This is a genomic window from Paractinoplanes bogorensis, assembly GCF_018829635.1.
GTDB lineage: Bacteria > Actinomycetota > Actinomycetes > Mycobacteriales > Micromonosporaceae > Actinoplanes > Actinoplanes bogorensis.
This window is the reverse complement of record NZ_JAHKKG010000003.1, coordinates 1-11,599: the sequence shown is the minus strand read 5'-3', so window position 1 is coordinate 11,599 and position 11,599 is coordinate 1. Positions and strand designations below refer to the sequence as shown.

Annotated in this window: 10 protein-coding genes and 1 pseudogene; 6 read left to right on the top strand and 5 right to left on the bottom strand. The window is 67.4% G+C overall.

All coding sequences use genetic code 11. The features are described from left to right. Positions 1-41: 41 nt before the first annotated feature. Complete coding sequence (locus KOI35_RS08740) at positions 42-1,019, bottom strand: iron-siderophore ABC transporter substrate-binding protein (RefSeq protein ID WP_215785580.1); 978 nt, start codon at positions 1,017-1,019, stop codon at positions 42-44. A gap of 183 nt (positions 1,020-1,202) precedes the next feature. On the opposite strand from KOI35_RS08740, the gene KOI35_RS08735 reads away from it, so the two are divergent. The 3 genes from KOI35_RS08735 to KOI35_RS08725 are packed head-to-tail and all read left to right on the top strand — an operon-like array spanning position 1,203 to position 4,094. Next, a complete protein-coding gene (locus KOI35_RS08735) occupies positions 1,203-2,249 on the top strand; it encodes a FecCD family ABC transporter permease (protein ID WP_215785579.1) in 1,047 nt (348 codons plus the stop codon). Next, on the top strand, positions 2,249-3,289 hold the full coding sequence (locus KOI35_RS08730; protein WP_215785578.1) for a FecCD family ABC transporter permease: 1,041 nt from the start codon (positions 2,249-2,251) through the stop codon (positions 3,287-3,289). The genes KOI35_RS08735 and KOI35_RS08730 overlap by 1 nt, the downstream gene beginning before the upstream one ends. A gap of 1 nt (position 3,290) precedes the next feature. Next, positions 3,291-4,094 carry an ABC transporter ATP-binding protein gene (locus tag KOI35_RS08725; RefSeq protein WP_215785577.1) on the top strand — a complete coding sequence of 268 codons (804 nt, stop codon included), beginning with the start codon at positions 3,291-3,293 and terminating at the stop codon, positions 4,092-4,094. On the opposite strand, the gene KOI35_RS08720 is transcribed toward KOI35_RS08725, so the two are convergent. Next, positions 4,091-5,431, bottom strand: coding sequence for a lysine N(6)-hydroxylase/L-ornithine N(5)-oxygenase family protein (locus KOI35_RS08720; protein WP_215785576.1), 1,341 nt, complete (start codon positions 5,429-5,431; stop codon positions 4,091-4,093). The two genes, KOI35_RS08725 and KOI35_RS08720, sit on opposite strands and share 4 nt — an antisense overlap. Before the next feature lie 177 nt (positions 5,432-5,608). Here KOI35_RS08720 and KOI35_RS08715 point away from each other — a divergent pair, with 177 nt between their 5' ends. The 3 genes from KOI35_RS08715 to KOI35_RS08705 all read left to right on the top strand — a co-directional run bounded on the left by KOI35_RS08715 (position 5,609) and on the right by KOI35_RS08705 (position 8,705). Then, a complete protein-coding gene (locus KOI35_RS08715) occupies positions 5,609-6,556 on the top strand; it encodes a methionyl-tRNA formyltransferase (protein WP_215785575.1) in 948 nt (315 codons plus the stop codon). A 450-nt stretch (positions 6,557-7,006) separates the two neighbouring features. After that, a complete protein-coding gene (locus KOI35_RS08710; RefSeq protein ID WP_215785574.1) occupies positions 7,007-7,345 on the top strand; it encodes a hypothetical protein in 339 nt (112 codons plus the stop codon). A gap of 424 nt (positions 7,346-7,769) precedes the next feature. Beyond that, positions 7,770-8,705: a hypothetical protein gene (locus KOI35_RS08705; protein ID WP_308120870.1), complete on the top strand. Its 936-nt coding sequence runs from the start codon at positions 7,770-7,772 to the stop codon at positions 8,703-8,705. Between the two features lie 815 nt (positions 8,706-9,520). Here the strand turns inward: KOI35_RS08705 and KOI35_RS08700 are convergent. From KOI35_RS08700 to KOI35_RS08690, 3 genes and pseudogenes are all read right to left on the bottom strand, one after another. Beyond that, positions 9,521-9,673, bottom strand: a complete 153-nt coding sequence (locus tag KOI35_RS08700) for a hypothetical protein (protein ID WP_215785572.1) — start codon at positions 9,671-9,673, stop codon at positions 9,521-9,523. A 29-nt stretch (positions 9,674-9,702) separates the two neighbouring features. Beyond that, positions 9,703-10,137: a hypothetical protein gene (locus tag KOI35_RS08695; RefSeq protein ID WP_215785571.1), complete on the bottom strand. Its 435-nt coding sequence runs from the start codon at positions 10,135-10,137 to the stop codon at positions 9,703-9,705. A gap of 891 nt (positions 10,138-11,028) precedes the next feature. After that, positions 11,029-11,599: pseudogene (locus tag KOI35_RS08690) on the bottom strand (transcriptional regulator); the annotation flags it as partial.

The window sequence follows — 11,599 nt, the reverse complement described above, 5'->3', positions numbered from 1 at the left end:
CGCCCCTCGAAGGTGACGTCGGTGTTTTGGGAAAGGCGGTCTTACTTGGCGAGCAACGGCACCATCTGGTCGAGCGCGTACGGGATGCTCAGGACGGTGCTGAACGAGAGTGCGGCGCCCAGCGGCGGTTCCTCGTACGGGAGGAAGACCGCCTGCTTCGCCTGCGCCACCTTGAGCGTCTGGTAGACCTTGTCGGCCTCGACGGTCTTCTGGGTGCTCGCGTCGGCGGTGAGGAACACCAGCTTGTCCACGTCGACGAGGGACAGCTGCTCGGAGCCGATCTCGGCCGCGTACTCGTCACCGGCCGCGTCCACGATGCTCTTCGGCGTTTCGAACCCGAGCTTGGTCAGCAGCACGACCTTCGGGTCGCTGGGCGCGAAGACCGCGTACTTGCCCGGCTCGTACGGCTCGACCACGGCCACCGACTTCCCCGCGAACGACGGGTTGGCCTTGGCCATCTCGGCCAGTTTGGCGTCGATGCCGGTGATCAGCTCCTCGGCCTTGGCGTCCTGCCCCAGGGCCTTACCGGCCAGGCGGGTCATGTCCTGCCACGGCGCGGCGTAGTCGGCGAAGCCCTTGGGCTGACCGACGGTCGGGGCGATCTGCGAGAGCTTGGTGTACTGGTCCTTGCTCATGCCGGAGTAGAGCGCCAGGATCAGGTCGGGCTTGAGGGCGGCGATCTTCTCCAGGTTGAAGTCGTCCCGCTCGCCCACGATCTCGGGGGCCTTACCCGCCCACAGGGGCTGCGCCCAGGGCCATTTCCCGTACGGACGCTCGAGGAACCAGTCGATCGAACCGACCGGCACCACGCCCAGAGCGAGTACCGGGTCCTGGTCACTGAGCCCGAGAGTGACGACCCGTTCGGGCGCGGCCTTGATCTCGGTGGTGCCGTACTTGTGGTCGACGCTGACCGGGAAGGCCGAGCCGGCGGCGGCACTCGCGGGCGCCTCGGAAGCGGCATCCTCGGAGCCCCCGCAGCCGCTGAGTGCCAGAACAGCCGCGGCGAGCACGGCAGTCATCCGGCGGGCGACAGCCGGACGCACAGTGGATCTCGACGACGTGAGCAACGGATTCCCTCCGACATGGAGACATGGACGCTCGCCATCGTAAGGTTTGCCTAACCTAAGTCACAAGACACCCTCGTCGCTCGGTAAGGGTTAGGCAACCCTTAGCATAGCGGCCATGTCCACGGTGGAGGCCGAATGAGTGCGCCAGCGGCGCAAACGACCGCGGTCCGAGCGATCCCGGCCCGGGTGGTGCTCTTGATCACCGCGGCCGCGCTCCTCGTCGTTCTGTGCGTCGTCTCGCTCGCCGCCGGCAGCAAGGCGATCCCGCTCGACGAGGTCTGGCGGGCCGTCTTCGACCGGACGGCCGCCCAGGTGGCGAACCCCCAGGTCGACGCGATCGTGTGGGGCGTACGACTCCCCCGTACGGTCTGCGCCGTCCTCGTCGGGCTCGCCCTCGGCCTGGCCGGCGCCCTGATGCAGGGCCTGACCCGCAACCCCCTGGCCGACCCGGGCCTGCTCGGGGTCAGCGCCGGCGCGTCCTTCGCGATCGTCGTCGCGGTGGCCGGGCTGGGCGTGACCGCGGCCTCCGGCTACGTCTGGTTCGCGCTGGCCGGAGCCCTGGCCGGTGCGGTGGCGGTCCAGGTGCTGGGCAGCCTGGGCCAGGGCGGCGCCACCCCGGTCAAGATCGCGCTGGCCGGCATCGCGCTCACCTTCCTGCTCGGCTCGTGCACCAGCGCCATCGTGCTGCGGCACCCCGAGGCGTTGAACCGGTTCCGGTTCTGGTCGGCCGGCTCGCTCACCGGCGCCGACCCGGCCCTGCTGTGGCGGATGGCCCCGTTTCTGGTCGTCGGGGCCGCCCTCGCCCTGATGGCCGGGCCCGCGCTGAACAGCCTGGCCCTGGGCGAGGACACCGCGATCGCCCTGGGCCGCCGGATCGGCCTGATCCGGCTCCAGGCCGTGCTGGCGATCACCCTGCTGGCCGGGACGGCGGTCGCCATCGCCGGACCGATCGTCTTCATCGGGCTCGTCGTGCCACACGTGGCCCGGCTGATCACCGGGCCCGACCACCGGTGGCTGCTCCCGGCCACCGCCCTGCTCGCGCCCTGCCTGCTGCTGGTCGCCGACATCCTCGGCCGCGTCGTCACCCGCCCCGAAGAGGTGCAGGCCGGCATCGTGGTCGCCTTCCTCGGCGGGCCGTTCTTCATCGCCCTGGTCCGCCGCAGCCGGACGGTGGAACTCTGATGACAACCCTTCGCCCCGGCGCTTTCCGGCTCGCCGTTCCCTCCGTCTCCGGCGTCGTTTCTCCCCGTACGGTCGTCGTCTGCCTCGCGTTGGCGGTGGGCACATTCGCCGTGCTGTGCGTCAACCTGGCGCTCGGCGACTATCCGGTGAGCCTGCCCGACGTCGTCCGCACCCTGTTCGGCGCCGACGTGGCCGGCTCCGGCTTCATCGTCCGCGAGCTACGGCTCCCCCGGGCGCTGACCGGCCTGCTGGTCGGGGCGGCGTTCGCGGTCTCCGGCGCCATCTTCCAGACGATCACCCGCAACCCCCTGGCCAGCCCCGACATGATCGGCATCAACGCCGGGGCGACCACCGCCGTCGTGGCCGGCATCGTGCTCGGCGCCGGCGGTAGCGCCACCCTCGGCGTACTCGGCGCGCTCGCCACCGCCGTCCTCATCTACCTGCTGGCCTGGCGGCGTGGGGCCAGCGGCTACCGCATCGTGCTGGTCGGCATCGGCGTCTCCTGGATGTGCACCAGCGCCACCGACTACCTGCTGACCCACGCCAAACTGCACGAGGCCCAGGAGGCGTTCGGGTGGCTGGTCGGCAGCATCAACGGCCGGGGCTGGGAGACGGTGGGACCGCTGGCCCTGGCGGTCGGCCTGCTGCTCCCCCTGACCCTGCTGCTGAGCCGGTGGAGCCGCACCCTGGCGCTCGGCGACGACGTGGCCCGCGGCCTCGGTACGCCGGTGCAGCGGGCCCGGTTCGGCCTGCTGCTGGCCGGGGTCGGGCTGGTCGCGTTCGCCACCGCGGCGGCCGGCCCGGTGCTGTTCGTCGCCCTGGCCGCCCCCCAGGTGGCCCAGCGGCTGGCCGGGCACGCCACCCCGCCGCCGGTCACCTCGGCCCTCACCGGGGCGTTCATGGTGCTGGTGAGCGACCTTATCGCCCGCTACCTGATTCCCGACGCCGACCTGCCGGTCGGCGTCGTCACCGGCGCGCTGGGAGCGGCATTCCTGCTGTGGCTGCTCGCGCGGGCCAACCGAGCCGGCTCCGGAGGCTGAGATGACCACGCACCGACCCGAACTCCGGGCCGAGAAGCTGCGGCTGGCCTACCCCGGCCGGACCGTGGTCGACGACCTCGACCTCGACCTGCCGACCGGCCGGATCACGGTCATCGTGGGGGCCAACGCCTGTGGCAAGTCGACGCTGCTGCGCGCGCTGGCCCGGCTCATGCCGCCGGCCGCGGGCAGCGTCCAGCTGGACGGCAAGGCGATCCACTCGATGCCGACCCGTCAGGTCGCGCGTCAGGTCGGCATCCTGCCCCAGTCGCCGGTGACCCCGGCCGGGCTGACCGTGGTCGACCTGGTCAGCCGGGGCCGCTCACCGCACCAGACGTGGTGGCAGCAGTGGTCGCAGGCCGACGAGGCGGCGGTGACGTCGGCACTGGCCGCGACGAACATGACGGATCTGAAGGACCGGCCGGTCGACGAACTCTCCGGCGGTCAGCGGCAGCGGGCCTGGATCGCCATGGCGGTGGCCCAGGAGACGCCGGTGCTGCTGCTGGACGAGCCGACGACGTTCCTCGACCTGTCCCACCAGATCGACGTGCTCGACCTGGTGGTCGACCTCAACCGGCGCGACGGCCGGACCGTGGTGATGGTGCTGCACGACCTCAACCAGGCCGGCCGCTACGCCGATCACCTGGTGGCGATGAAGGCGGGCCGGATCGTCGCGCAGGGCGACCCGGCCGCCGTCATCACGCCCGAGGTGGTGGCCGACGTGTTCGACGTGGGCTGTCAGGTGACGGTCGATCCGATCAGCGGCACCCCGCTGATCATCCCGACCGGCCGCCACCACGTGGCTTAGACGTTGGCGCGCACCCGCGGCACCTGGCGGCGGGTCGCGATCTGGATCGGGTCGGTGTGCTGCACGATCGAGTCGAGGATCTCGGCCGAGCGGATCGACGTGTTCGACAGCAGCGACGACGAGATGCCGTGGGTGTGCTCGGTGCCGCCCTGCAGATAGATGCCGGCCGTGATCCGCGCGCTGGTGTCGAGCCGGTAGTCACGGGAGACGGCGACCTGCCCGGTCTCGTCGCGCCGGCATTCCGCGGCCAGGTCGCCCAGCAGCCCCGACGGATCGGGAACGTTGTAGCCGGTGGCGAAGACGACGGCGTCGGCCTCCAGTTCGGTGCGCGCCCCGGTGATCATCGACTCGACGACCGTACGGACGCGATCGCCCTCCCGGACGGCCTCGGTCACCCGCGACACGTTGAGCAGCCGCAGCCGCTGCACGCCGCGGACCTTCTCGCGATAGACGCGGCGCGACAGGTCCTCGATCAGGTCCTGGTCGACCACCGAGTAGTTGGTGTTGCCGTGGTAGTCCAGCATCATCTGCTTGACCTGCGACGGCGCCACGAAGTAGTCGTCCACCGCGGCCGGGTCGAAGATCCGGTTGGCGAACGCGCTGTCGTCGGCCGGGCTGTAGCCGTAACGGGTGAACACCGCGTTGACCTCGGCCTCGGGAAACTCCCGGTGCAGGTAGTCGACGGCCTCGGCCGCGCTCTGCCCGGCGCCGACAACCACAAAGCGTTCCGCGTACGGGTTCTTGTCCTTGAGCAGTTCGGCATTGGGCAGCAGATCACGGGTGTGCCAGATGCGATCGTCGGCCACGACACCCTCGGGCAGACGGGGCACCAGACCGGTGCCCAGCACGAGATTGCGGGCCCGCAGCACGAGCGGCTCGGCGTCGCCGGTCACATCGGCCGCCACCACGTCGAAGCAGGCGACCTCGCCACCGTTCAGCACCGGACGGATCGCGACCACCTCACGCCCGTACGAGACGTCGCCCTCGACCAGCTCGGCCGCCCATTGCAGGTAGTCGTGGAACTCCATCCGGGTCGGGAAGAAGTTCTTCTGGTTGATGAAGTCGATCAGCCGGTCCCGGCTCTGCAGATAGCACAGGAAGCTGAAGTCGCTCTTCGGGTTTCGCAGCGTGACCAGATCCTTGAGGAACGAGACCTGCATGGTCGCGTCCTCGAGCAGCATCCCCCGGTGCCAGCCGAACCGCGGTTGACGCTCCACGAAGGCCGCCGAGACGGGCTTGCGCTGGAGGTCCGCGTTGTGCTCGGCGATCGCGATCGCCAACGCCAGATTGGATGGACCGAACCCGACACCGACAAGGTCGAGAATCGCCTCTGACATACCTGTCCCATCGCGTGGGCCGGGCGACGCCCGGGTTACGGAAACGACTGCGTGTGCCGCTGTCGACACCCTGCGTCGCAAGTTAGGCAAGGCTAACTATAGTACGATCCTCATCGATCGTGAACACCGGTCGCTCGCCGGTCCATGCTGGACCGCCGTCGGAGGAGGACATCGCCCATGCGGGTCACAATGTTCGGATATCAGACCTGGGGGCATCGCACCCTGCAGGCGCTGCTCGACTCCGAACACGAGGTCAACCTCGTCGTCACCCACCCCAAGAGCGACCACGCGTACGAGAAGATCTGGGACGACTCGGTGGCCGACCTGGCCGAGAAACACGACGTGCCGGTCCTGCTCCGCAACCGCCCCGACGACGACGAACTCTTCGAGGCGCTGCAGCAGGCCGCCCCCGACGTGATCGTGGCGACCAACTGGCGCACGTGGATCCCGCCGCGCATCTTCGAACTGCCTCGTCACGGCACGCTGAACGTGCACGACTCACTGCTGCCGGCGTACGCGGGCTTCTCGCCGTTGATCTGGGCTTTGCTCAACGACGAGAAAGAGGTGGGCGTAACCGCCCACATGATGGACGACACGCTGGACGCCGGCGACATCGTCCTGCAGCGTGCCGTGCCGGTGGGGCCGCGCGACACGACGGCCGACCTGTTCCACAAGACGCTGGACCTGTTCGGCCCGATCACGGTGGACGGGCTGGCGCTGATCGCCTCGGGCCGGACCGACTGGACCCCGCAGGACCGTTCGAAGGCGAGCTTCTTCCACAAGCGAGCCGACGAGGACTGCCGCATCAACTGGGACTGGCCCGCCGAGGACCTCGACCGCTTGGTGCGGGCGCAGTGTGATCCTTATCCCCCGGCGTACACCTACCACCGAGGCGAGCGCCTGGCGATCCTGGCCGCCGAGGTGTCCCGGAACGTCTACGGCGGGACGCCGGGCCGCATCTTCTACCGCGAGGGCGACGGCGTCGCGATCGTGGCCGGCGCCGACGCCCGCCGCGGCCGGAACCGCGCCCTGCTGGTCACCCGGGTACGCACGTCGGACGGTGTCGAGCACGCCGCCCAGGACTATTTCACGACGATGGGCGGCTACCTCACCGATCGCCCCTGAGTGTGGTTGCGCTTTGACGGGCGGAAACGGGGTGACCATCGCTGGACCGTGAGGCAATCGTGCACCTCGTGGTCACCCCGCCCGGCGTGGGCGTTCGGGCTCGCGGCGAGTCGCAGGCACCGGATCGAGTCTCATTCCGCCCACCAAGCCAGGCATTGCGCGAACCGCCTCATCGGGTTCGGGCACTCGGAAGACCGGGATGATTTGGTCGTCGTCGGTGATCCGTGATCTGGGCGTCGATGGAGAACGGCTGGTGCTCGTCGTCGGTGGATCCGCGCACGTGGACGACGACCCGGCGGTTGCGCGTCGACGTCTCGGCGAGTCCGGTGCGGGGCCGGCGGCGTCGTGCTCTGGGGGTGGTCGCTGTCATGTGAGCAAATCCTTCGGGTGAGGTGGCCGGTGGCGACGTGAGTCGAGTCGCCACCGGCCCTGTCATGCGGCGGTGCCGGGATGTTCCTGGTGGTGTCGTTCGTAGCGGGCGATGAGTACGGCGAGGGCTTCGACGGCGTCGGTGTACTCGGCGGCGGTCATGGTGACCGTCTCGATGCGGCGACGGTGATGTGGGTGATCGCGGCTCGTCCGCGTATCGGCGTTGTCCGGCGGTCGTCATGTTCGGCATCTAGGTTGCCATGCGGGCTGCTGCCCATGGACCCCCACAAGGTGCTTGATCGCTGTCGCCAAATAGCGGGTGCGCATTTGGCCCGCCTCCTTTCGTCGTGTCGGTTGTGGGGTGGGTTGTCAGCCAAATTGAATGCGCGCACGATCGACGCCCAAAGCAAAATCTTGTAGACGCACTAAAGGGAAACAATTACATAAAATTCTTCGATCATCGGCCGACAAGATACTGCAGCTTTCCGGTGGCCGGCTTCCTACACGCGACCGACTGAAGGGAGCACGATTTACGCAAGAAGTCATGACTGCCTTCGCAAAGAAGTCCAACTAAAGGACGGCGCAGCTATGTGCCGAGCGTCGCGCGCGCCAGAGTCATTAGCAATTCAAGTATTTGATCACGGTGCGGGTCGACTGTCAGCGGTGCGCACAGGGAGCTAGGCGGAGCGGACGCGGCAATGCAGTCAAGATCCACAATCTGTCGGTCGCGATTTGATGCCTGAGCTAAATCAAGTTGCACAAACCTTGAGTCGTATCATGGCCCTCGCCACCCGAGAAGGCGAGGAAAGATCAAATGAGTGAACCTCTGTCCCACCTAGACCGAGTGCTGGAGTTCGTCTACGACGAGTCGGGCGGCGGCACGTCTGCGAGCGTTCCGATTGCTCCATATGCGGCGATCCTTGGCTTGGACATACAGGGGGCTTACACCATCGCATGGGCGTGCACCGACGCCGGCCTTGCACTAAGCACGTCCAGCCTGTCTGACCCTCGGCTTCGAATGACTCCCGCCGGCCTAGAACGGGTCCTTGATCGGAAGCGGCGCCGCAGCGACCCGGCCCAGCGGTCCGCAGCGTGTAGGACCGAACTGCTCCGCTGGTTCTACAGGCAGCAGCTCGACGGCGTCCACCTACCGGTCACCGGGGAGTTCGCCGACACTATTGATGCATTTTATGAGGGCACTAAGTTTACCGACATGGAGATTCAGCTCGCTGCCGAATATCTGACACACAAGAGCCTTATTGCGGGCGTTGCCGTGGCCGAAATGCGCGGCCCAGTTCGTGCTGAAATTACTCACAAAGGGATCGACTGCGTGACTGAATCGAGCGGCGATGTCTCCGTCTTTCTCCGTGACCAACGTGGCTCAGGACCTCAACACACCTACCACGGTCCCTACATCCAGGGAGACGCCCCGAACGCACAGATGGCTTGGAACAGCAGCAACTTCTCCCAAAAGCAGGACAGCAGCCCGACCACGCCAGGTTTCGAGCCTTTGGCGGAAGCGCTAGCGGACCTCATCCGCTCCTTGCCGATGCTGGGATTGTCCGATACAGATCGACAGGACGTCATAGACGCGGCCGATGAGGTAGCAGCCGAAGTCGTCCGTGATCAACCCAACCAAGGGCGGCTCCGCCGCTCGGTCGCTGCCATCCGTCACTATCTAGCTCCGATCGCTGCCGGTGCCGTCGTTGGCGTCAGCGATCAAGCCCGCGTCGAGGCCGCCGAACTGGTCGACAAGATCGCTTCAGCGGTATCTGGCTAACAGGGCACCTCGGCGCACACTGTTAGCCAGCCAACGACTACCGAGCTTACGGTGCCGTGATCCGTTTCCTAGGTTCGGGAAACTTGATAGCTACTCTAAGCGAGTCGGCGGACCCGGATCGCCTTTCGCATCCCCTTGACCATCATCTTCCCGCTGGAGATCGTCACCTCAGGCCGGTAGGCATAGTGGTACTCGTAGTGGTATTCCTCTTGGCGCCAAACCGAGCCAGCCATTCGTGAGCTGGACTACGGTGTCACCCGACCAGCCGGTCCAACTGCCATCTATGCGAAGCGACATGCTGTAGAGCATCCCAGGGGGTATGACAACTTCCTCTTGTCAGTCACAGATGGGCACCACACCCCCGAGTCTCCGCTGGAGGCGAGCAAAACCTCCATCATCCAACGGCGCGTCGCAGACCTGACCGCTCTCCACATATCCTCGGACCGAGAGCAGCCTTGTCACCCGCGCTTCACGTTTGAGCATGTCAAAAACCTGGTAGCACGCCACCGGCGACAAAGCAGGAGCGGTTCGTATGGTGCAACGTTCGGCACACATCGACCTGGTGCGCGCGTTCGAGTTCGGGAGATCACGATGCGGGAACCGGGTGGAGCAAAGTCGCCAGCTCTGCTGACACGGCGTTCAAACATGCCGACGCCGCCTACTGCTCTCGTGCGCAAGAGGTCACCGAGTCCTCCCGTAGCGGCCGACGGTCCTGGGCCAGGCGCAGCTGACCTAGGTAAGGTTGTGAAAAGCCTGGTGTGGACCGAGGTGTTGCTACCATCTCGGTCCACACCAGGCCTTCTGCTACGCGACCCCTACCGCAGCCGGCGTGCGGCGAGGTAGAGCGCGCCAGCAATGACCGGCACAGCAGCGGCCGGGATGCCCAGCCGCGCGCCGGCCTTCTTCGCAGCCGCGATGGCGGCTCCCGCGACTGTTGCCAACACGATGAACTTTCCCATTTCCTCCATCACTCCTCCTTTCTCTCTTCTGGAACGCATCACTTCTTGGATGCGAGGTATGCGACGGCCAGAACCGCTCCGAGTGCGCCGACGAGCATGAGCGCCTCACGCTGGTCGAGTGTGTTATTGGGGTTAGAGGGCACGATGAGCTCGGACAGGGGGCTACTGCAATGTGGGCAGCTTCCCACCGCCAGTAGGTCTCGCCCGGTGATCTCCTCGCTGCACTTGGGGCAATCACCGACGCGATGATCCGCTCGCGCAGCGAAGGCGGTCAGTGTCGCCAACTGGGCTTCCGCCGCACGCAGCCTGGCGTCCAGTTCATCAGTGGACCGGCTGTCGGAGGCGGCTGCGAGACCTCGCTCAAGGAGATCCGCCACTGCCGCTGTAAGGGTCACGCCGTGGTGAGCGGCGTACGCGTCTGTCGCCTTCTTGAGGCTTGGAGGCACGCGGGCATAGATGACGTCTTGGGCCATGAACAGGATCTTACTCAGAAAGCTTGCACTTTCGCAATGCAAATGCAAGTGGATCGCTCGCTCAGTGCTAGATGAAGGTGCTGCCGTGCGTGCCGCTGGGCAGATCAAGATTTGGCCGGGTCTCGTTGGAGGCCTTGTCGCTCAACTGGTGACGTAGCAGCATCGGAGCCCGGCCGCGTTCCGTCCTCGGTTCTGCGCGGTCACGCTCGCGAAATGGACAAGCGTCCCGGCAGGGATGCCCCAGGAACGGTGAGCGGGTGGTTCGCATGGTGCAACGTTCGGCCCACGGGAGTGCACCTCGAAGCGGGCGTTGGCGACGCTGGCGCACAAGAAGCCGCACGCCCGCCTGCCTTGTTATCCAGGCAGGCCGACGCTCTTCCCGGAGCCCGGCGTCCGTGTCCATGCCAAGAAACGCTCATAGAGCTCACCAGGAGTCACGCTAGGCATGTCGCCGGCCGCTTCGTTGAGGTAGGCGAAGAGGTACATCGCCAGTGAGGTCCGGCCGAGTTCGGTCGCGAGTTCCTCGCGCGCCGGGTCGCACGGCCAGGGCCTGGTGCACGCCAGGCAATCCCAGGAGGGCCGCTTCGGGCGATGCTCGCTCATCTCGCCGGCCCCGTCCGCGGCTCCTGATTTCGTGTGCGGGTCGCCCGGCCGCTGGCCCTCTCGCTCACGTCATCCGCCGCCTGGAGTCGCAGGCGGGCGAGAGCGTTCCGGCGCTCCTCCTCCTGCCACTTATGGGCGGCGGCGAGCGCTCGTCGGTACCGGGCTTTCGGTCCCCAGGGGAGCATCAGACGCATATCCGGAGCGTGCCCGTCTGGTGCGGCCAGCGTGAGGTTCGCAATGTCCGCTAACGGTGTCCGCCTGTCCGCCAGTTGCGGACACGCCGGCGGCCTACGCCGTGAGCTCCGGCCGGTGTACCTCTGCGACCTCGCGAAGGTCCCGCGCCTCCGCGATGCCGGTCCGCTGGACGCCGCCGACGACCTCGGCCGCCCTCCACCAATTCGACGGGACGATCCGGCCGGAACTGATCGCTCGGGTCGCCGCCGCTGCGGCCTCATCCGGTCGACTGTCCGCGAGCAACGCCAGACCGAGGTCGAGCTCGGCGGAGGCGACTCGACGAGGACGGGCGCCCTCCGCCTCGAGCTCCGCGATCACGTCCCGGGCAACCGCCTCCGCGGCCGGGTCACCCGCCCAGGCGAGTGTCGTCGCGGCGTAGGCGTGAGCCTTCGCTGGATCGTACTGATAGTGGTGCTCGGGATGGTCCGGCGCCGACCGTTGACCGGCGAGCCGCTCGACCCTGTCGAGGGTCCGCCGCGTGTGGGCCTGGTCGCCCAGCCGCGCCCAGGCCCGGCCTTCCTGGGCGGTCGCCTGGACGATGGCCGAGCCGCCGGCCGGGGCGATCTCCTGGGCGTGCTGGGAGAGCTCGAGGGCTTGCCGGTAGTCGCCGGTCGTCAACACGGCC